Origin of the sequence: Mesorhizobium sp. WSM4898 (assembly GCF_029625845.1) — a bacterium.
GTDB lineage: Bacteria > Pseudomonadota > Alphaproteobacteria > Rhizobiales > Rhizobiaceae > Mesorhizobium.
This window is the reverse complement of record NZ_JARTVQ010000004.1, coordinates 389124-409781: the sequence shown is the minus strand read 5'-3', so window position 1 is coordinate 409781 and position 20658 is coordinate 389124. Positions and strand designations below refer to the sequence as shown.

20 protein-coding genes and 1 pseudogene are annotated in these 20658 nt (G+C 64.4%); 16 read left to right on the top strand and 5 right to left on the bottom strand.

The genetic code is table 11. The annotated features are described in order from the left end of the window. Together P9228_RS21270 and P9228_RS21265 are read left to right on the top strand one after the other, a co-directional pair. Positions 1 to 335, top strand: a 335-nt coding sequence (locus P9228_RS21270) for a cupin domain-containing protein (protein WP_278055389.1), incomplete at its 5' end; no start/stop codon positions are given. Further along, a complete protein-coding gene (locus P9228_RS21265) occupies positions 325 to 1410 on the top strand; it encodes an ABC transporter ATP-binding protein (RefSeq protein WP_278055387.1) in 1086 nt (361 codons plus the stop codon). The genes P9228_RS21270 and P9228_RS21265, both read left to right, overlap by 11 nt. Positions 1411 to 1419: 9 nt before the next feature. On the opposite strand, the gene P9228_RS21260 is transcribed toward P9228_RS21265, so the two are convergent. After that, entirely contained in the window at positions 1420 to 2121 is a 702-nt protein-coding gene (locus tag P9228_RS21260; protein WP_164748502.1) for a GntR family transcriptional regulator, read from the bottom strand. Positions 2122 to 2347: 226 nt separating this feature from the next. On the opposite strand from P9228_RS21260, the gene P9228_RS21255 reads away from it, so the two are divergent. The 9 genes from P9228_RS21255 to P9228_RS21215 all read left to right on the top strand — a co-directional run bounded on the left by P9228_RS21255 (position 2348) and on the right by P9228_RS21215 (position 11425). Next, positions 2348 to 3388, top strand: a complete 1041-nt coding sequence (locus P9228_RS21255) for an ABC transporter substrate-binding protein (protein ID WP_067327790.1) — start codon at positions 2348 to 2350, stop codon at positions 3386 to 3388. A gap of 76 nt (positions 3389 to 3464) precedes the next feature. Continuing rightward, a complete protein-coding gene (locus P9228_RS21250; RefSeq protein ID WP_278055481.1) occupies positions 3465 to 4547 on the top strand; it encodes an ABC transporter ATP-binding protein in 1083 nt (360 codons plus the stop codon). Further along, the gene (locus tag P9228_RS21245) at positions 4544 to 5467 is read left to right on the top strand and encodes an ABC transporter permease (RefSeq protein ID WP_067327791.1); all 924 of its coding nucleotides are present in this window, start codon (positions 4544 to 4546) and stop codon (positions 5465 to 5467) included. Before P9228_RS21250 ends, P9228_RS21245 begins: the two co-directional genes overlap by 4 nt. After that, positions 5464 to 6264, top strand: coding sequence for an ABC transporter permease (locus tag P9228_RS21240; RefSeq protein ID WP_067327792.1), 801 nt, complete (start codon positions 5464 to 5466; stop codon positions 6262 to 6264). The genes P9228_RS21245 and P9228_RS21240 overlap by 4 nt, the downstream gene beginning before the upstream one ends. 24 nt (positions 6265 to 6288) lie before the next feature. Then, on the top strand, positions 6289 to 7875 hold the full coding sequence (ggt, locus tag P9228_RS21235) for a gamma-glutamyltransferase (RefSeq protein ID WP_278055380.1): 1587 nt from the start codon (positions 6289 to 6291) through the stop codon (positions 7873 to 7875). A 50-nt stretch (positions 7876 to 7925) separates the two neighbouring features. Next, on the top strand, positions 7926 to 9455 hold the full coding sequence (locus P9228_RS21230) for an acyl--CoA ligase (RefSeq protein WP_278055378.1): 1530 nt from the start codon (positions 7926 to 7928) through the stop codon (positions 9453 to 9455). Further along, positions 9455 to 10432, top strand: coding sequence for a 2-dehydropantoate 2-reductase (locus P9228_RS21225; protein ID WP_278055376.1), 978 nt, complete (start codon positions 9455 to 9457; stop codon positions 10430 to 10432). Before P9228_RS21230 ends, P9228_RS21225 begins: the two co-directional genes overlap by 1 nt. 107 nt (positions 10433 to 10539) lie before the next feature. Next, positions 10540 to 10893 carry a nuclear transport factor 2 family protein gene (locus tag P9228_RS21220; RefSeq protein WP_066988871.1) on the top strand — a complete coding sequence of 118 codons (354 nt, stop codon included), beginning with the start codon at positions 10540 to 10542 and terminating at the stop codon, positions 10891 to 10893. A gap of 184 nt (positions 10894 to 11077) precedes the next feature. Beyond that, complete coding sequence (locus tag P9228_RS21215) at positions 11078 to 11425, top strand: ArsC family reductase (RefSeq protein WP_082954003.1); 348 nt, start codon at positions 11078 to 11080, stop codon at positions 11423 to 11425. A 197-nt stretch (positions 11426 to 11622) separates the two neighbouring features. Here P9228_RS21215 and P9228_RS21210 read toward each other — a convergent pair whose 3' ends face one another. The 3 genes from P9228_RS21210 to P9228_RS21200 all read right to left on the bottom strand — a co-directional run bounded on the left by P9228_RS21210 (position 11623) and on the right by P9228_RS21200 (position 14304). After that, positions 11623 to 11970: a DUF488 domain-containing protein gene (locus P9228_RS21210; protein WP_095823839.1), complete on the bottom strand. Its 348-nt coding sequence runs from the start codon at positions 11968 to 11970 to the stop codon at positions 11623 to 11625. 22 nt (positions 11971 to 11992) lie between these two features. Continuing rightward, the gene (locus tag P9228_RS21205) at positions 11993 to 13249 is read right to left on the bottom strand and encodes an aminopeptidase (RefSeq protein WP_278055373.1); all 1257 of its coding nucleotides are present in this window, start codon (positions 13247 to 13249) and stop codon (positions 11993 to 11995) included. 140 nt (positions 13250 to 13389) lie between these two features. Next, positions 13390 to 14304, bottom strand: coding sequence for a LysR substrate-binding domain-containing protein (locus P9228_RS21200; protein WP_095823837.1), 915 nt, complete (start codon positions 14302 to 14304; stop codon positions 13390 to 13392). 95 nt (positions 14305 to 14399) lie between these two features. Between P9228_RS21200 and P9228_RS21195 the strand changes: the two genes are divergently transcribed. The 3 genes from P9228_RS21195 (at position 14400) to sbmA (ending at position 17212) form a co-directional block, all read left to right on the top strand. Next, positions 14400 to 14597 (top strand): hypothetical protein, encoded by a 198-nt coding sequence (locus P9228_RS21195; protein ID WP_278055372.1) that lies wholly within the window; start codon positions 14400 to 14402, stop codon positions 14595 to 14597. 72 nt (positions 14598 to 14669) lie between these two features. Next, entirely contained in the window at positions 14670 to 15830 is a 1161-nt protein-coding gene (locus tag P9228_RS21190) for a YbfB/YjiJ family MFS transporter (RefSeq protein WP_067327800.1), read from the top strand. Positions 15831 to 15952: 122 nt separating this feature from the next. Next, complete coding sequence (gene sbmA, locus P9228_RS21185) at positions 15953 to 17212, top strand: peptide antibiotic transporter SbmA (RefSeq protein ID WP_127325099.1); 1260 nt, start codon at positions 15953 to 15955, stop codon at positions 17210 to 17212. Positions 17213 to 17306: 94 nt separating this feature from the next. Here the strand turns inward: sbmA and P9228_RS21180 are convergent. After that, positions 17307 to 18308 (bottom strand): annotated as a pseudogene (locus P9228_RS21180) (polysaccharide deacetylase); the annotation flags it as partial. Between the two features lie 202 nt (positions 18309 to 18510). Here P9228_RS21180 and P9228_RS21175 point away from each other — a divergent pair. Then, entirely contained in the window at positions 18511 to 19176 is a 666-nt protein-coding gene (locus P9228_RS21175) for a tetratricopeptide repeat protein (RefSeq protein ID WP_066999055.1), read from the top strand. A gap of 6 nt (positions 19177 to 19182) precedes the next feature. Next, positions 19183 to 20613: a ribosome biogenesis GTPase Der gene (der, locus tag P9228_RS21170; protein WP_127246444.1), complete on the top strand. Its 1431-nt coding sequence runs from the start codon at positions 19183 to 19185 to the stop codon at positions 20611 to 20613. The last annotated feature ends 45 nt before the right edge of the window (positions 20614 to 20658 follow it).

Below are 20658 nucleotides of genomic sequence, written 5' to 3'. Positions count from 1 at the left end.
CCCCCCCCCCCCCCCCCCCAATCCCGGTCAAGTCCGAGGGCATCGCCAAGGCGCTGCTGTCGCCGCCCGCCGCCACACTCACCGGAATGCTGGTGACGGTCGAGGCCGGCGGCGGCACCGCCGAGGCTTATGCCCATGCCGGCCACGAATTCGGCTTTGTGATGACGGGCGAGGTCGAGCTGGTGGTTGACGCCACGGCCTATGTGCTGAAGGCCGGCGACAGCTTTGGCTTCAAGAGCACGCTGCTGCATGCCTTCCGCAATCCGGGCGCCGAGCGCTGCCAGATCCTGTGGGTCAACACGACAAAACCCTCCGAGGTGCGCGATGGCGCCTGACGCGCTCGTTCGTCTAGAGAACGTCTCGAAGGTCTTCCCGGGCGGCGTGGTCGGGCTCGATGCGGTCGATCTCGACATTGCGGCGGGCGAGTTCCTGACCCTGCTTGGCCCCTCAGGCTGCGGCAAGACGACGAGCCTGCGCGTCATCGCCGGCTTCGAGAGCCCGACCAGCGGCAAAGTGCTGCTCGAAGGCGGTGACATCACCGGTCTGAGGCCCTTCGACCGTCCGGTCAACACCGTCTTTCAGGACTATGCGCTGTTCCCGCATATGGACGTCGCGGCGAACGTCGGCTTCGGCCTCTCGCTGCGCAAACTGTCCGGTACCGAGCAGGCCAAGCGCGTCGGTCAGGCGCTTGACATGGTCGGCCTAGCCGACAAGCTGCGCGCCCGCATCTCCGAACTGTCGGGCGGTCAGCGCCAGCGCGTCGCGCTTGCCCGCGCCATCGTCTGCGAGCCGCGTGTGCTCTTGCTCGACGAGCCGCTGTCGGCCCTCGACGCGCATCTGCGCGAGCAGATGCAGGTCGAGCTCAAGCGACTGCAGTCCCGGCTCGGCACCACCTTCATCATGGTCACGCACGACCAGACCGAGGCGCTGTCGATTTCCGACCGCATCGTCGTCATGAACAAGGGCCGCATCGAGCAGATCGCGCCGCCCGCGACGCTTTACGACCGTCCGGCGACGCGGTTCGTCGCCTCGTTCATCGGCACCATGAATCTCCTGCAGTCACGCTTTGTCGGGCGCGACGGCGAGCGGCTGCGGTTTACCGCCGGCGAGCTGCCGCTGGAGGCCATACTGGAAACCGGCGAGACACCGGCTGTCGGCGACGCACGAACCATCGGCGTTCGTCCGGAGGATCTTGTGGCGGCCACCGAGGCCGCCGAAGGCACCGCGCCGGCCCGGGTGAGTGGCATCGTCTTCCACGGTCGCACGCTGCGCCTTCACGCCGAACTGGGGCAGGGGACTGCAATCGTCATCGATGCCCCACGCCGCGCCGACGGTTTTCGATTCAGCATCGGCGACGTAGCGCACATCAGCCTGCGGCGTGGCGCCAACTGCCCTGTGCTCTCGAACTGATCGCCGGCCTCACGAAGCCTTGGCGAAAAAGCCCTGATAATCGGACTTGGCCTGCAGCAGGCGCAGGATGTTCTCGCGCGAGCCGCGCACATGCGCGCGAGCGCGCTCGCCGGCCAAAGCGACATCACCGGCGCAGATCGCGTCGACGATGCCCGTATGCTCCTCGCGGGTGAGCTTCCACTCGTCCAGCCACAGAAGCTCGGTCCACACATATTGCTGGCATTTGTCGAGGATGCCGCAAAGCATGCCGTGCAGCATCTCGTTGCCGCTGATCTCGGCGATCACCCGGTGCAGATCGATGCCGACCTGCAGCTCCTCAAATTTCTCTCGTGTGCTGCGGTCGGGGATTGCCGCCAGCCGTTCGCATTCGGCGAGCATGTGGCGCAGCCGCGCCTTGTCGGCGGCGGTCGCGTTCGCCGCTGCCAGCTCGGTCGCGCGCCCGTCGAGCAGCTCGCGAATGTCGAAGGCCTCGCGGAACATGGTCAGGTTGAACTCGGCAACAATATAGCCCTGGCGCGGACGTCCGATCACCAGGCCGTCGCGCTCGAGACGGTTGAAGGCTTCGCGCACCGGCGTGCGGCTCACCTTCAGGCGCTCGGCGATCTCGTTCTCGGTCACGCGGCCGCCTGGCGGGATCTGGCCGGTGATGATCAACGCCTTCAGCTTCTCGAACACCGAATCGCGCAGCGTGTTCTTTCTCTCCTTGCTCAAGCGTCCCGCCTCCAACGGTCAGTCACAGATTCGCAGTCTAGTGCCTTTTGGCTCCTGCTTGAAACAGGGCCGTATCAAACGCTCCAGGCCCGAAGCCTCAACTCATCGCCGCCCAAAAAACGCTCGGCACATGTTGACATCGGCTTCCGGAGAATTACACTCAAAATTGTATACAAATTCGCATACCAAATCAACGATAATGGGAACACCGGTTGGAGAAGCGAAAATGACGAAGAGACTTTGCATTCACGGTCTGGCCGTAGCCGGCCTGCTGGCCTCGGCCGCCGTTCCGGCCTCGGCCGCCGACACCATCACCGTCGCCTCATGGGGCGGCACCTATCAGGAGGCACAGACCAAGGCCTTCTTCGATCCGACGGCCAAGGAGCTCGGCATCACCATCAAGCAGGACACCACCAACGGCCTCGACGACGTGCGCCTGCAGGTCACCGGCAATGCGGTGAAATGGGACATCACCGAGCTTGGCGCCGACGAATGCGCGCGCGGTTCCAAGGAGGGCCTGTTCGAAAAGCTCGACTACAACGTCATCGACAAGAGCGGCATCAACCCGAAGCTCGTCCATGACGACTGGGTTGGCATCTCCTACACGTCCGTCGTGCTGATCTACCGGACCGATGTTTTCGGCGACAAGGGACCGAAGACCTGGGCCGATTTCTGGGACGTGGAAAAGTTCCCGGGCCGGCGGGCGCTCTCCGGCAGCCAGGCGACGGAGACACTGAGCGTCGCGGCGCTCGCCAAAGGCACTCCGATCGACAAGGTCTATCCGGTCGACATCGACGGCGCGCTGCAATCCGTCGACAAGGTCAAGGGTCACATCGACGCTTGGTGGACCTCGGGCGCGCAGGCCATGCAACTCGTCAAGGACGGTGAGGTCGATATGGCAAGCATCTGGAACGGCCGCGCCGGCACCCTGAGGAAGGAAGGCGCACCCGTCAGCTTCTCCTTCGACCAGGGCGTCCTCACCGCCGACTGCATGGTCATCCCGAAGGGCTCGAAGAACAAGGACCTCGCGATGAAAGCGCTGGCCAAGTTCGTCAGCCCCGACCTCCAGGCCAATCTGCCGCTCTATGTCGACAACGGCCCGGCCAACGAGAAGGCCTTCGAGACCGGCAAGATCCCGCAGGAGCGCATCAAGGACATCAACTCCGCGCCCGATAACGTCAAGAAGCAGGTGCTTCAGGATCCCGAGTTCTGGCGCGACAACCTCGTCGAGGCGACCGAGAAGTTCAACAACCTGATCCAGCAATGACGACTGCGCGGCGGAGCGGCGCGCAGAGGCGCTGCTCCGCCGCGCCATCAATGATCCGGAGTTGAAGGAGATGCTCTTGTCTCTTGCGCCGTCAGCGCTCCCCATCGGCATCCACGGTATCGAGAAGCGCTTCGGCGCGCTCTCCATCCTGAGCGATCTCAGCCTCGATGTCGCGGCCGGTGAATTCCTGACGCTGCTCGGTCCGTCGGGGTCGGGAAAGACCACGCTGCTGATGATCCTGGCCGGATTCGTGCGAGCCAATGCCGGCTCGATCAAGGTCGGCGGCGAGGAGATCATCACCATGCCGCCACACAAGCGCAACATCGGCATGGTGTTCCAGAACTATGCGCTATTTCCCCACATGAACGTCTTCCACAACATTGCCTTTCCGCTGAAGCAGCGGCGCGTATCGGCGGTGGAAACGGCCGAGCGTGTCGAGCGGGCGCTGGACCTGGTGCAACTGAAAGGTCTCGGCCAGCGCCGCGTCGACCAGCTTTCCGGCGGCCAGCGCCAGCGCGTGGCTTTGGCCCGCGCCATCGTCTTCGAGCCGCGCATCGTGCTGATGGACGAGCCGCTGTCGGCGCTCGACAAAGGCTTACGCGAGCACATGCAGATCGAATTGCGCAACCTGCATCGGCGGCTCGGCATGACAACGGTCTACGTCACGCATGACCAGCGCGAGGCGATCACCATGTCCGATCGCATCGCGGTCATGAATGCCGGACGCATCGAGCAGATCGACCAGCCCGAGGTGCTCTACGCCCGGCCTAAGACGAAGTTCGTCGCCGGCTTCATCGGCGAATCCAATTTCATCCCGGTCGAATGCCGCAACGGCAGCGTCTGGTATGAGGATCGGAAGCTGCGCATGAATGACCCGGCGCCGTCCGCCGGTCGGCACTTGATGGTGGTGCGGCCGGAGAAATTGCGGCTGCTCGCCGACGCGGATCAGGCACGTCCCGTCAACGCGCTGCCGGCAACGGTCGGCGATGTCATCTATCAGGGCGACAGCTTCATCTGCTATGCGACGCTTCGCGACGGCCGCCAGGTGACGCTGCGCGACTATTGTCGCAGCGACGTGCTGGCGAAGCTGCCGGCGCCGGGCGAGCCGATCGCGCTCGGCATCGATGCCCAGGACGTCGTGCTGGTGTCGGATCAATGAGCGTCGGGTCCGCCAGTCTTGGTCACGCCGTCGGGCAGGACGGGGAACTCAACGCCTGGGCATTGCGCTCGGATGCCAGGCGCCAGGCGCTGGGGCTTCTGGCGCTGCTGTCGCCCGGGCTGTTCCTGGTATTCGCCGTCATCATCGTACCGATCGGCTGGCTGTTCTGGTTGTCGTTGTTCGACGAGAGCGGCCAGCTCAGCCTCGCCAATTACGCGCGCTTCTTCGAGCAGGCGTCCTACATCAAGACCTTCGCGACCACCTTCAAGGTTGCCTTTGTTGTCACCGGCGCCTGCGTGCTGTTCGGCTACCCGCTGGCCTATATGCTGTCGCAACTGCCGCGCCGCGCCGCCTCGATCTGCCTGATCTTCGTCATCCTGCCGTTCTGGACCTCGGTGCTGGTGCGCACCTATGCCTGGCTGGTCATCCTGCAGCGCAAGGGGCTGATCAACAATTGGCTGATCGATCTCGGCGTGATCGCCCAGCCGCTGCCGCTCGCCAACAATTTTGCCGGCGTCGTCATCGGCATGACCCACATCATGCTGCCCTTCCTGGTGCTACCGCTCTATGCTTCGATGAAGACCATCGATGTCGACTGCCTGCGCGCCGGCATGAATCTCGGCGCCAGCCCCGCCGCCACCTTCCGGCAGATCTTTTTCCCGCTGTCGCTGCCGGGCCTCGCCTCCGGCGTGGTCATCGTCTTCGTGCTTTGCCTCGGCTTTTTCGTCACGCCGGCGCTGATGGGCGGCGGCAAGGTCATCATGTGGGCGATGCGCATGGAGCAGGCGACCAGCCTCTACTCGAACTGGGGCGCGGGTGCTGCGCTCGGCGTCGTGCTGCTTGCCGTCACGCTGGCGCTGCTCGGCTTCTTCCAGTGGCTGCTCGGCGCGCGCGCCACCGGCGTTTGGAGCCAGCGATGAGCGCCGAAAGCAGCCTGCCTATAACGCATTGGCAACGCCTCTGGCTCTATCTGCTGGGCGGCCTCGTCATGCTGTTTTTGATCGCGCCCTCGGTGATTATTGTCATCATGTCCTTCTCCGGCTCGACGCTGCTGCAGTTCCCGCCCGAGCAATGGTCGCTGCGCTGGTATGAGAGCTATTTCGGTTCCGTCGAATGGCGCGACGCCACCATCGTCTCGGTGAAGGTGGCGGTGATGACCGCGATCGTGGCGACGCCGCTCGGCACCGCAGCTGCCTATGCCATCAACGCCGGCACGCTCAGGCTGACCGGCGCCATCAATGCGCTGCTCACGGCGTCGCTGATCATTCCGGTCATCCTGATCGGCATCGGCACTTTCTTTCTCTATGCCCGCATTGGCCTCAACAACACGCTGACCGGCCTCGTCATCGCCCACACCGTCCAGGCGTTGCCGCTGGTCGTGCTCACCGTCCTGTCGGGGCTGCGCTCTTACGACATGAACCAGGAGATGGTGGCGCGCAGCCTTGGCGCCGGCCGCTTCGCGGCCTTTTTCCAGGTGACCATGCCGCAGTTGCGCTTCTCGATCGTCTCGGGCGCGCTCTTTGCCTTCATCACCTCCTTCGACGAGGTGGTGGTGTCCCTCTTCATCTCGGGCGGTGAGACCACGACGCTGACGCGCCGCATGTTCAATGCATTGCGCGACCAGATCGATCCGACGATTGCCGCCATTTCGACTTGCCTGATCGTGCTATCGATCGTCTTGTTGTCCGCCGCCCAGCTTTTCGGCCGCGGACGTTGAGAATACAGGGATACCTCGAACAGAATGCGTGATTTCCAGTTTCCAGGCCGCTCGCCGGTCCGCGCCACCGAAGCCATGGCCGCGACCTCGCATCCGCTCGCCACACTTGCCGCCATCGACATGTTGCGGTCCGGCGGCAACGCCATGGATGCGGCTGTCTGCGCCGCGGCCGTGCAGGCGGTTGTCGAGCCGCAATCGACCGGTATCGGCGGCGACTGCTTCGTGCTCTACTGCCCGAAGGGAGAAGGCAATGTGATCGCCTTCAACGGCTCCGGCCGCGCGCCCCAGGCCGCTACGGTCGACTGGTATCTGGAGAGAGGTTTCAGCGAGCTGCCGAAGCAGGGCGCGCACGCGGTCACCATTCCCGGCGCCGTCGACGCCTGGTGTCGGCTGTTGGAAGACCATGGCCGAAAGGGCATAGCCGAAGCGCTCGCTCCCGCCATCCATTACGCCGAACAAGGCTACGTCGTACACGACCGCGTCGCCTTCGACTGGGAGGATCCGGAAACCGACCTGTCGGCCGACGAAGTGGCGACGCGCATTTTCCTCCCGGGCGGCAAGCCGCCAAAGCCCGGTGATGTGCATCGCCAGCCGGAACTGGCGGAAACGCTGCGCATCATCGCTAAGCGCGGCCGCGCCGGTTTCTACGAAGGCGCTGTTGCGGAAGACATCGTCGGTCGGCTTCGCCAACTCGGCGGCCTTCATACGCTGGACGATTTCGCCGCGACGAAAGGCGACTACAAGACGCCGGTCAGCACCTCCTATCGCGGTCATGACATCCACCAGATGCCGCCGAACAATCAGGGCCTGACCGCGCTATTGATGCTGAACGTGCTCTCTGGCTTCGATCTCGGCGCGCTTGAACCGAATGGCGCAGAGCGCCTGCATCTGGAGATCGAGGCCGGCCGGCTGGCATATCGCGACCGCGACAATCTGCTCGCGGATCAGGATCACGTTGCGGTGCCGGTGAAGGAACTCCTCTCCATCGCCTATGCCGACCGGCTGCGCGCCGAGATCGACCGGGAACGCGCCATGACGCATTTGCCGCGCGTCGATTTGCCGGGCAGCGACACGGTCTACATCACCGTCGTCGACCGCGACCGGAACGCGGTGAGCTTCATCAACTCGACCTATTATTCCTTCGGCAGCGGCGTCGTCGGTCCGAAGACCGGCGTCGTGCTGCAGAACCGCGGCACTTCGTTCCGGCTCGATCCGAAGCATCCGAACGCAATAGCGCCGGGCAAGCGGCCGATGCACACGATCATGCCGGGCATGATGGTGAGGGACGGCCGTGCCGTGATGCCCTTCGGCGTCATGGGCGGCGGCTATCAGCCCTTCGGCCATGTCCATCTTTTGACCAACATGATCGACTTCGGCATGGATCCGCAGCAGGCCTTGGATGCGCCGCGCGTCTTTTACAATCACGACGTCGTGGAAGCCGAGCGAAGCGTGCGTCCCGATACGATCGAAGGCCTGCGCCGCCGCGGCCATCGTGTTGTCGAGCCAGACCATCCGCTCGGCGGCGGGCAGGCGGTGCTCATCGATTGGGAAAAAGGCACGCTGACCGGCGCCTCCGATCCGCGCAAGGACGGCTTGGCGCTCGGATACTGAGCAGCCCTTTGCTGGACATCGGCCGATCGTTCGAAACATAGTCTGGAACCATGACAACAAGCGAAAAACCCTTTGATCTTGCTCATCGCCTCGCGCCCGGCGCCGAAGATGCGCCAGCCATCGCCGCGCCCGACCGGACAGTGCTCTCGCATGGCGGGCTGCGGCGTCTGATCCAAGAGACCGTGACCCGGCTCAACACGCTCGGCATCGGCCGTGGCGACCGCGTTGCCATCGTGCTCCCGAACGGCCCGGAGATGGCAACGGCCTTCATCGCGGTCGCCGCAGCGGCGTCCACAGCGCCGCTCAATCCAGCCTACCGGGCCGACGAGCTCGATTTCTATCTCAGCGACATCGGCGTCAAGGCGATCCTTGTCGGCAAGGACGAGCAAGGACCCTCGGTCGAAGTTGCCGAACGCCTCGGCATTGCGGTGCTGCGGCTGGCGGTGCCTGAAGGCGCGCCGGCCGGCATCTTCACCATAGAGGGCGGCCCGGTCGGGCCGCCGGTTGCCTCCGGCTTGGCCGAAGACAGCGACACCGCTCTCCTTCTGCATACCTCCGGCACTACATCGCGGCCGAAGCTGGTGCCGCTCAGCCACGCCAACCTCGCCGCCTCGGCCGCGCATATCGGCGCCACGCTGGGCCTGGGCTCGGCCGACCGCTGCCTCAACATCATGCCGCTGTTTCACATCCACGGGCTGATCGCGGCGGTGCTATCCTCGCTCGCCGCCGGCGCCAGCGTCTTCTGCACGCCGGGCTTCAACGCGCTGCGCTTTTTCCAATGGGTCTCCGAAGCGAAGCCAACCTGGTATACGGCGGTGCCGACGATGCACCAGGCGATCCTGCCGCGCGCCGCGCGCAATCCCGAGCAACTGGCCGAAGCGAAGCTGCGTTTCATCCGCTCGTCGTCGGCCTCACTCCCGGCGCAGGTCATGGCAGAGCTGGAGGCGACTTTCGGCTGTCCGGTGATCGAGGCGTACGGCATGACCGAGGCTGCGCACCAGATGGCGTCCAACCGGCTGCCACCCGGACTGCGCAAGCCGGGCAGCGTCGGCGCCTCGGCCGGACCGGAAGTGGCCGTCATGGCGCCGGATGGAAGGCTGCTCGAGCCCGGCGAGATCGGCGAGATCGTCATTCGCGGCCCGAACGTCACCGCCGGCTACGAGAAGAATCCGGACGCCAACGCCAGCGCCTTCGCGCATGGCTGGTTCCACACCGGCGACCAGGGCGTGCTGGACGAGGACAATTATCTGCGCGTCACCGGCCGGCTGAAGGAGATCATCAATCGCGGCGGCGAAAAGATCTCTCCGCTCGAGGTCGACGGCGTGCTGATGGATCATCCGGCGGTGGCGCAGGTCGTCACCTTCGCCATGCCGCATGACAAGCTCGGCGAGGAAGTGGCTGCCGCTGTCGTGCTGCGGGAAGGCCAGAGCGCCAGCGAGGCCGACATTCGCGGCTTTGCCGCGACTCGGCTCGCCGATTTCAAGGTGCCGCGCAAGGTGGTGATCCTGGACGAGATCCCGAAGGGCGCCACCGGCAAATTGCAGCGCATAGGCCTCGCGGCAAAACTCGGTTTGAGCTGATGCGCATTACAGTCTTCGGCGCCGGCGCCATCGGCGGCTATCTCGCCGCCAAGCTGGCGATTGCCGGCCGCGTCGATCTGTCGATCGTCGCGCGCGGCGCGCATCTCGAAGCGATCCAGGCCGATGGCCTACGCCTGATCGAGGACGGCAAGGAGACGATCGCCCGGGTGAGAGCAGCGGCCACGGCCGAAGAACTCGGCATTCAGGATTACGTGGTGCTGGCGCTGAAAGCGCATTCTCTGGCGCCGGCGCTGGGCGAGATTGCACCGCTGCTGGGCGAGGGGACAGCCGTCGTCACCATGCAGAACGGCGTGCCCTGGTGGTACTTCTACAAGGCCGGCGGCGCGCTCGAAGGCACGCGGCTTGATGCGGTCGATTCCGGCGGAAAGATCTGGGAGACCATCGGGCCTGAGCGCATCATCGGCTCCGTCGTCTATCCGGCCGTCGAGGTCGATGCGCCCGGGCGAATCCGCCATGTCGAGGGCACGCGCTTTTCGCTCGGCGAGCCTTCGGGCGAAAAAAGCGAGCGGGTGAGTGTGCTGGCGCGCGAGATGGTCAAGGCCGGGCTGCAGGCGCCGGTCCGCGAGGACATACGGTCGGAAATCTGGGTGAAGCTTTGGGGCAATCTCTCGTTCAACCCGATCTCGGCGCTGACCGGCAGCACGCTTGCGGCGATCGTCGCCGATGAAGGCACGCGGGCCGTCGCCCGCGCCATGATGCTGGAGGCGCAGGCGATTGGCGAGCGCCTCGACGTGCGCTTCCTGATCCCCGTCGACCGGCGCATCAAGGGCGCCGGCGATGTCGGCGGGCACAAGACCTCGATGTTGCAGGACCTCGAACGCGGCCGCCCGATGGAGGTCGACGCGCTGATCACGGCAGTGCAGGAGCTTGGCCGCCTCACCGGCCAGCCGACGCCCGCCATCGACACCGTGCAGGCGCTGGTGCGCCGGCTGGCGATCCAGCGCGGGTGTTATTAGCAGACCGGCATTCGATCCTGACACGAGTTGTCAGCTACCGACGCTTCGGCGATGGCAGGTCACGAGGGAGCTCCCTATCTGGGGTCTGTCCAAACCGGGAGGAAATCATGACCACTGCCGAAGTCGCCAAGCATTTCACCGAACTCCTCAAGCAGGGCGACAACCGCGGCGCTGCCGCGAAATACAATGCCGACAACATCGTCAGCTACGAGGCGATGGAAGGGCCCATGGCCGTTTGCAGCGGCAGGGACGCCGTAAAGCAGAAGGGCGAATGGTGGGAAGCGAACCATGAGGTTCACGGCGGCTCGATCGAGGGCCCCTACGTCAATGGCGACCAGTTCGCCTTGCGCTTCACCTTTGACGTGACGCCCAAATCTACCGGCGAACGCGTCAAAATGGATGAGGTTGGCCTCTATACGGTCAAGAACGGCAAGATCAGCGAAGAGCGCTTCTACTATTGAAGCCGATCGGCGTCTGGCATTCCGAATCTTCGTTGCAGGATCTGAAAATCAGACATGGCGGCCAAGATGATATTCCGGCCGCCATGGAGAGCGCCAAATCGTCTTCACGTAGTCACGCTGGCAAAGCGGGCAAGGCAAGCCTAGGATTCGGCCAGATTCGCAATCCATCCGCCCGAGGTCCGAATTGACGATCACCATGTACGGCATCACCACCTGCGACACGATCAAGAAGGCGCGCGTCTGGCTGGAGAGCCGCGACCTTCCCTACCGCTTCCATGACTATCGCGCCGAAGGGATCGAGGCGGAAAGGCTGAATGGCTGGGTCGATAAGGTCGGCTGGGAGAGACTGCTCAACAAGGGCAGCACGACTTTTCGCGAACTGCCGGAGAAGGATAAGGAAGCGCTCGACGAGAAGAAAGCGAAGAAGCTGATGCTCGCCAAGCCCACTATCATCAAGCGGCCCGTGCTGGAGGTGGGTGGCCGCATCTTGGTTGGTTTCAAGCCGGATGTTTATGAAGAGGCGGTGAAGTAGGATTCGGCAGGCGCGGCACACTATCCCTCGTCATCCTAGGGCGAGCAACGAGCGAAGCGACGCGCGCAGACCCTAGGATTCCATGCCGCGACGCTAAAGCGTTGTGGCGGTTTAAGAGTTCTGCTCCTTTGCGTCCTTCGGTGACAGTCACGGCATGGATCCTCGGGTCAAGCCCGAGGATGACGACGAGAGAGAGGTTACTCCCTCCGCAAATACCCCATCAACGCCACCGCATTGTTATGCGCCTCGTCATGCGCGCCGAAGAGCAGCGTCACCTTGCCGTGGCGCAGCAGTTCTCGCAGCTGCGCCACAGCCTCCTCGTTGCCGTCCAGCTCGGCGCAGTACCGCTTCTGGAACTCCGGCCATCGTTCGAAATCATGCCCGAACCATTTGCGCAGTTCGGTGCTCGGCGCGATCTTCTTCAGCCAAAGGTCCAGCGCGGCGTCCTTCTTGGAGACGCCGCGCGGCCAGACGCGGTCTACCAGCACACGCTGGCCATCGCTCCTCTCCGGCGCTTCGTAGACGCGCTTTACCGCCACGTCCAAGGCTGTCTCCGCGTCGGGTCTCTCAGGCCCACTCGCCCTTGCGCATCACCGGCACGCGGCTGCCGTCCTTGCCGTCGCCGTCGATGTCGATCTTGTCCGAGCCGATCATCCAGTCGATGTGGATGAAACTCTTGTTGCCGCCGCGCTCGGCAATCTCGTCCTGACTGAGCGAGCCGCCGTTGACGAAGCACTTCGAATAGCACTGTCCGAGCGCGATGTGGCAGGCGGCGTTCTCGTCGAACAGCGTGTTGAAGAACAGCAGGCAGCTCTTCGAGATCGGCGAGGAATGCGGCACCAGCGCCACTTCGCCGAGCCGGCGCGCGCCCTCGTCGGTGTCCAGCACCTTCTTCAGAACGTCCTCGCCCTTCGAGGCCTTGGCCTCGACGATCCGACCGCCCTCGAAGCGCACCGAGATCTCGTCGATCAGCGTGCCCTGGTAGGAGAGCGGCTTGGTCGAGGAGACATGGCCTTCGACGCGCCTCGCATGCGGCGTGGTGAAGACTTCCTCGGTCGGGATGTTCGGATTGCAGGTGATGCCGTTCTTCGCCGTCGAAGCGCCGCCCATCCATTCATGACCTTCCGCCAGGCCGACGGTGAGGTCGGTGCCCGGTCCGGTGAAATGCAGCGCGTGGAAATTGTGCTCGTTCAGCCATTTCGTGCGCTCGGCCAAGGCCGCGTTGTGCGCCTTCCAGTTGCCGATCGGATCCTCGACATCGACGCGCGAGGCCGAGAAGATCGCGTCGGCGAGCCTCACCACCGCGACATCGTCGGGCTCGCCCGGGAACACTTGGCGAGCCCAGGCAACATCCGGATATGCGACGATGTTCCAGTTGATGTCGAAACCGGTGATCTTTTCGAGCGCCGGCTGGTACGCCATCGAATTCGCCTTGTTGGCCCGCGCCACCTTGGCCGGGTCCTGCGCCGACAGCAGAGACGGATCCTCGCCGCGCACCGCAAGCCGCGCCGCATTGTTGGCGAAGGCTTTCGCCATGCCTTCGTAAAGCCAGCCGGCGGCGCGGTCGAAGCCGGCGTCGGCGCCATAGCGGAAACGCGCCAGCGTGATCTCGTCGTCGTTGAAGATCGGCGTCACCAGCCCGGCGCCGGCCTTATAGGCATGCTCGACGATGCGCCGGGTCAGCGGCAGCGCCGCGATCGAGGACGTCAGCACCAGGTCCTGTCCCGGCTGCAGCTGCAGCCCGACCTTGACGGCGACTTCGGCCAGCCTGTCGAGCTTCACCGGGTCGATGGTTGCCGAGACGCCGCGCGAATGTGTGGTCATGATCCTGCCTGCCATGATTGTGGGGTCTGGTCCTTACATAGACCGCTGCGCCCGGCCTTTCCACCGCGATCGACTGGGCCTCCAGGCATGATCGCGAAAAGTGCATGGCGGCGTTCGGACAAGATCATGCTCAAACGAGCTCAGGCGGCGCTGTCGAGCGCCCGGAACTGCGCCTTGGTCGCTTCGATCTCCTCGCGGACCCAGGCCTTGAAGTCGCGCACCTTTCGGCTTTCGCTTTTGGTGGCCGAGGTCACCATCCAGTAGCCGAGCCCGCTTTCAGCTCGCACGCCGAAAGGGGCGACCAGCCGGCCATCGGCCAGCGCATCGGCGGTCAGCAATTGCCAGGCGAGCATCACGCCATGGCCGGCGATTGCAGATTCCAGGCAGAGCATCGGATCGGTGAAGCGCGCGCCTTTTTGGAAAGTGACCGGCTCGACGCCGGCCGCCTTGAACCAGCTATCCCAGCTGATCATTGCCCGCTCGTCGGTGATGGCGCAGGTCCGCGCCAGGTCCTCGATCGAGTTCAGCTTGGCCGCGATCGCTGGTACGCAGACCGGAAACACTTCCTGCGCCAAAAGCAGTTCCGCGTTTACTCCCGGCCAAGCGCCGTCGCCCATCCGAATCGCAATGTCGATATCGGAATGGTCGAGATCGGCGAGCCTGCCTGAAGCGTCTATGCGCAAGAGCACGTTGGGATGGCGGGCAAAATGCCGCGACAGCCTGGGCAACAGCCATTTCGAGGCGAAGGCGGGCGCCACCGACACCACCAGGGTGCATTCCGTTGCCTCGTCGGCCAACGCCACCGCTTGCGCAAGCTCGCGGAAGCCGGCGCTCAGCCGGGCCGTGAAAACGACGCCAAATTCCGTTGTCACGAGTCCGCCGGACGTCCGCTCGAACAGCGCCTGCCCCAGCTGTTTTTCCGTGCGCTTGATCTGCTGGCTGACGGCGCTGACCGAAACATTGAGTTCGGCAGCCGCCGCGGCAAGCGATCCAACGCGGGCAACGGTTTCGACGGCACGCAAGCCATTGAGGTGGACACGGTTCAGGATCGTCATCCAGTTTTTCTAAACTTGCTGGTCTCAAATCTCAATTGAAACGTGCCGAAGAAAAGCGGATTCTAGCGAGGCAAACCGGGCTTGGAGGCAGGTCGATGAAGATTTTCTCTTTGCTGAAGGGGCTTTCCGGCGCTGAGCCAAGACAGGCTTGGCAGGACGACGGCGAGATTGCCCGCTGGACGGTCGATCCTCTGTCGCATCCGGTGCTGGACGCCATGTCGGAGCGCGAGCTCGGCGATATGCCGTTCCGGCTCACGGCCGGCCGCACGGTGTACGAGACGGCTTGCCGCTGAAGGCGGGCCAAGCCGGCCTGGCCCAACGCAATCGCATTGTTTCGCACGTGCACACATTTATGCTGCGCTGCAATGAAAGCCGCTTCGCCATCTCCCTTGCGCCTTGCCCTCGCCGGCATGACGGCTCTCGCCGTCGCCATGGGCATCGGCCGCTTCGTCTACACGCCGATTCTGCCCGGCATGATGGAAGAGTTGCACCTGACGCCGGCAGACGCCGGCTGGATCGCTTCCGCCAACTATCTCGGCTATCTCATTGGCGCGCTCGCCGCGGCCGGCGGCTGGGCGCATGGCCGCGAGCGTCTGCTGATGTTCGCAAGCCTTGCCGCGAGCGCCGTGCTCGCGGCTTCGATGGGACTGAACGAGACGATGGCCGCTTTCCTCGCCATTCGTTTTCTCGCCGGCCTGGCCAGCGCCTTCGTCATGGTTTTCATGTCGTCGATCGTCTTCAGCCATCTTGCAAAGGCAGGCCGCGGCGATCTGCAAGCGCTGCATTTCGGCGGTGTCGGCCTGGGCATTGCGGCGTCCTCGGCGCTGCTGGCCATCCTCGTCACGGCCCATGCCGGCTGGCCCGCGGGCTGGCTATGGTCGGGAGCAATTTCCGCTGTCGGCCTGCTCCTCGTCGCGATCCTCGCGGGCTCCGCCACGCCCGCCAATGGCATCGACGGGCCTGAACCGGCGTTGCCGAAGGATAGATCGCTGACGAAGATAATCCTTGCCTATGGGCTGTTCGGCTTGGGCTATGTGGTGACGGCCACTTTTCTGGTCGCCATCGTTCGCCAGGACGGCGGCGGACGCGTCTTCGAGGCCTCGGTCTGGATGATCGCCGGTCTTGCCGGCTTCCCCTCGACCTGGTTCTGGCAAAAGCTCGCCGGCAGGATCGGGCTTTATACGGCCTATGCCGTGAGCTGCCTGGTCGAAGTGATCGGCGTCATCGCCAGCGTCGTCGTCAAAGGTTTCAGCGGGCCGCTTCTGGCTGCCATATTGCTCGGCGGCACGTTCATTGCCATCACCGCGTTCGGCCTGCAGGCAGCAAGGCAGCTTGCGCCGCAGGCGCCGCGCCGCATCTTCGCGGTGATGACCGCCGCCTTCGGCCTCGGCCAGATCATCGGTCCGATTGCCGCCGGCTTGCTCGCCCAGGCTTCGGGCAATTATGTGCTCGCCTCGATCATGGCGGCTGCCGCTCTGCTGGTCTCCGGCGTCGTTGCCTGGTCGGCTGCACCAAAATCGCCATGATTTGTGGTCTTGTTCGGTGCCGGGCGCCGGGCCGGGCATTTTCTTTCCCAGTAATGTGTGACCTTATGCCCGCCGAACAGCAACGCCGCTGATTTGCGGTCAGACCGAGGAAACCCGCCACAGTGTTCGTATCCTTCTTCCCGCAGCCGAAGCTTTTCTTCACCTCGGCCGCCCTCTGGAGCCTTGCGGCGATCCTGTTCTGGTTCTTCGGCGGCGAACAGCTGGGCGCCATCCTCGGCATGCCGCCAGCGGCTGCGGGTGCGCCGCCCATCATCGGCATCGCGGTTCTATGGTCGAAGCCGTTCTTGTGGTTCTACATGTACTTCGTGGCCTGTGTGGCGATCTTCTACGCGTTCTGGAGCTGGTATGCTCCGCATCCGTGGCAGAACTGGTCGATCCTGATGACCGCCGTCATTCTCTTCTTCATCTATTTCAACGTGCAGGTCAGCGTCGCCGTCAACAACTGGTACGGACCTTTCTTCGATTATGTCCAGGGGCTGATGTCGGGGACGACGCCATCGACTGACATCGAGTTCTACAAGGGGTTGGCCGACTTCTCCTGGCTGGCGCTGGTCGGCATGAACGTGCAGGTGGTCAACGCCTTTATCGTCAGCCACTGGATCTTCCGCTGGCGCACGGCGATGAACGACTACTTCATGGCGAACTGGGGCCGGCTGCGCCACATCGAGGGCGCTTCGCAGCGCATCCAGGAAGATACGATGCGCTTCTCGCAGATCATGGAGGACCTGGGCTCGAGCTTCGTCCAGTCGATCATGACCCTCATCGCCTTCCTGCCGGTGATGATCCAGCTGCAAGCGCACATCACCGAGTTGCCGATCCTGGGCGCGGTGCCGCAGCCCCTGGTCGTTGCCGCGCTGGGGTGGTGCATATTCGGCACGGCCTCGGTGATGCTCGCCGGCATCAAGCTGCCGGGCCTCCAGTTCCGCAACCAGCGCGTCGAGGCCGCCTATCGCAAGGAACTCGTCTACGGCGAAGACCATCCCGACCGGGCGCAGCCGGCGACGACGACGGAACTGTTCGACAATGTGCGCCGCAACTACTTCAGGCTCTATTTCCACTACATCTATTTCAACGTCGTCCGGTACACCTACCTGCAGGCCGACAACATCTTCTCGCTGCTGATCCTCGGGCCCTCGCTGGTTGCGCACAAGATCACCTTCGGTGCGCTGAACCAGATTTCGAACGCCTTCGGCAAGGTGACGAATTCGCTGCAGTTCCTGTTGAATTCCTGGTCGACCATCGTCGAGCTGCAGTCAGTGCACAAGCGCCTGCGCGCCTTCGAGGCGACGCTGGAAGGCGAGCCGCTGCCAGACATCGACCAGCGTTATCTCGCGCGGCAGAGCGCGGAGGATCCGGCCTGAACTCGGAACAATTGCGGAGCGCCTTTCCGTCCGGAATTGCGCCCAGGCAAGAGATTGGAAGTGGGGGGGGGCGCCCCCCCCCCCCCCCCCCCCCCCCCCCCCCGGCAACCCGTGCATCGCCGGAGCGCTGCCGCTCGATATAGTCGCGGAAGCTGATGCATTCGACCTGCTCCATGACGCAGACTTCACCGGCAACGCGCTCCAGCGCGTTCCAGTAGGCGCCGGCATTCATCTGCGTGAAGTGGAAGCCGAGCCCCAGCGGAAGTCGTTTGCCGTTGTATTGCGCATCGAAGGCGGCGCGAAACGCCCGATAGGCGCGGTCGGCGAACTCGCCCGCCATCGACGGCTTCTCGAAGCCGCCCGAATGGCGGACATAGAGGTTGTAGTCCATCGCCACCACCCGCTTCGACTTCGGCCCCTCCGGAATCTGCGGCAATGCAAAGCGGGTGGTGCCGTCCTTTGCGCGCGGCAGGGCAGGGCCGTTCGAGACACCGCTTGCGTCATATTGGAAGCCGGCCTCGGGCAGCGCTTCGTAAAGGGCCCTGCCGGCCGAGAGGTACGGCGCGCGGAAACCGATCACGGCATGGCGGGCGAAATCACGCCAGCCAGGCGGCTCCGGCGAAATGCCGTTGATCGCATAGGCATTTTCGAGGATGCGGCGGAACGCTGAGAACTCGGCCAGCCAGTCGGCCTTGCTCCAGCCCTTGCCGTCGAAATGTCCGCAGGCATGACTGCCGATGTCGTGACCTTCGGCGGCCGCGAGCCGGATCTGTTGCAGCCGGTCCGCGACATCCTGCTCCGAGGCGGCGAAGCCGATATTCGATTTGCCTGCACCCTTGCCGGGCGCGACGTACTCGGCGCGCGTTTTCGGCGAGAGCAGGAAGACGCAGGACAGAAAATACGTGAAATGCGCGCCGGTGCGCTTTGCCAGCGCGCGGCTGCGCTCCCATTGCGAGATCTCGCGTGCGCTGTCGAAGGAGATAAGCACGATCTGCTTTGGTTTCGCCGCCATCGGTTTCGGCGGATCGGCAAGCCCCGTGCCACCGGAGCCAAGCCAGGCGAGGCTGAACGCAAGGACGCGGAACGAACGTGGCACTGGCAACCTTTTGGGCAACCTTTGGGGCTGTAGGAAAGCCGTCTATCGCCCAAATGTAGCATCGATGCGTTCCGGCAAGGCCTGTGGGGCACTGGGAGCCTCCGCCGATTTTCCGGCGATCCCTCTTCCATGCCGACGAAATTTCGCTAAAACGCGGGGCTCAAGAAGCGCTCCGTTCCGGGGCCGCAATGGTTTTTGATTGATGTCGGACGACAGTTTTATCCGCGAAGTCAACGAAGAGATTCGTCGCGAGCAGGCGCAGGCGCTGTGGGACCGCTTTGGTCCGGCCCTGCTCGGTGCCGCGATCCTGATCGTGGTGGCGACTGCCGCCTTCGTCGGCTACCGCTACTGGGACGAGACCCGCGCCAACCGGTCGGGCGATGCCTTCTCGCAGGCGCTCAAGCTCGCCAATGACGGCAAGAACGACGAGGCGATCGCCGCTCTCGATCAGCTGGAAAAGGATGGCTATGGCGCCTATCCGCTGCTCGCCCGCATGCGGGCCGCGACCGTCAAGGCCGACAAGGGAGACGTCGACGCCGCCGTCAAGGATTTCGATGCGGTCGCGGCCGACAGCGCCATTCCCGCAGGCATCCGCGACATGGCGCGATTGAGAGCGGCGCTGCTGCTGGTCGATCACGGCTCGTTTGCCGATGTCTCCAGCCGTGTCGAGGCGCTCACCGCCGACACCAATCCGCTGCGCAGCTCGGCGCGTGAGGCGCTCGGCCTTGCCGCCTGGAAGGAAGGCAAGTCGGCGGATGCGCTGAAACTGTTCGACCAGATCGCTTCGGATGACGGCGCCCCGCGCAATGCGCGCCAGCGGGCGCAGTTGATGTCCGAGCTGATCCGCGGGTCGGGCAACGCTTCGTGACCCCGGATGACGTTCAAAGTCGCCATCATCGGCCGGCCTAATGTCGGCAAATCGACTCTTTTCAATCGGCTGGTGGGAAAGAAGCTGGCGCTTGTCGACGACACGCCGGGCGTGACGCGCGATCGTCGCGTCCATGCCGCCAAGCTTTACGATCTTCACTTCGACGTCATCGACACCGCCGGCTTCGAGGATGCGGCGGCCTCGACGCTGCCCGGCCGCATGCGCCAGCAGACCGAGATCGCCATCCGCGAGGCCGACCTGATCTTCTTCACCGTCGATGCCAAGTCGGGCCTGATGCCCGACGACCGGACCTTCGCCGACGTGGTCCGCAAATCCGGCAAGCCGGTGGTGCTGGTGGCCAACAAGGCGGAAGCGCGAGGCGCGCAAGGCGGCATGCTGGAAGCCTGGGAACTCGGCCTCGGCGAGCCGATCCCCGTCTCGGCCGAGCATGGCCAAGGCATGCCCGATCTGCGCGATGCGGTGATCGCGGCACTCGGCGAGGAACGCGCCTTCGGCGAGCACGCGCAACAGCCGGGCGATGAGATCGCCGTGAGCGAGGTGCTTATCGGCGAGGATATCGCCGACCCCGACGCCGAGCCGGCCTATGACGAGACCAAGCCGCTGCGCATAGCCGTGGTCGGCCGCCCCAATGCCGGCAAGTCGACGCTGATCAATGCGCTGATCGGCGAGGAGCGGCTGCTGACCGGACCCGAGGCCGGCATCACCCGCGATTCCATCTCGGTCGACTGGGACTGGCGCGGCCGCCGGATAAAGCTGTTCGACACCGCCGGCATGCGGCGCAAGTCCAAAGTCCAGGAAAAGCTCGAGAAGCTTTCGGTGCAGGATGGCCTGCGCGCTATCCGCTTCGCCGAGATCGTCATCATCGTGCTCGACGCCACCATCCCCTTCGAGAAGCAGGACCTGCAAATCGCCGACCTGATCATTCGCGAGGGCCGCGCGCCGGTGATCGCCTTCAACAAATGGGACCTGATCGACAACCCGCAGGAGCTTCTGGCCGAGCTGCGCGAAAAGACCGAGCGGTTGCTTCCCCAAGTGCGCGGCATTCAGGCGGTGACGGTCTCTGCCGAGACCGGGCGCGGCCTCGATCGGCTGATGGACGCCGTCATCAAGACGCACAAGGTCTGGAACAGCCGCGTCTCGACCGGCAAGCTCAACCGCTGGCTGGAAGGCATTCTGGCGCATCATCCGCCGCCCGCCGTCGCCGGCCGCCGGCTGAAGATCAAATATGTCACGCAGGCAAAAACCCGGCCGCCGGGTTTCGTCGTCTCCTGCTCGCGCCCGGACGCGATGCCGCAATCCTATGTCCGCTACCTCTCGAACAGCCTGCGCGAGGCTTTCGACATGCCCGGCGTGCCGATCCGCATGGCGCTGCGCACCTCGGAGAATCCTTTCGCAGGTCGGGCGAAGAAGCGCTGAGCCCTTTGTTGGAAAGGGTCGGCAGCGCCCCTCCCGTCGTCATTC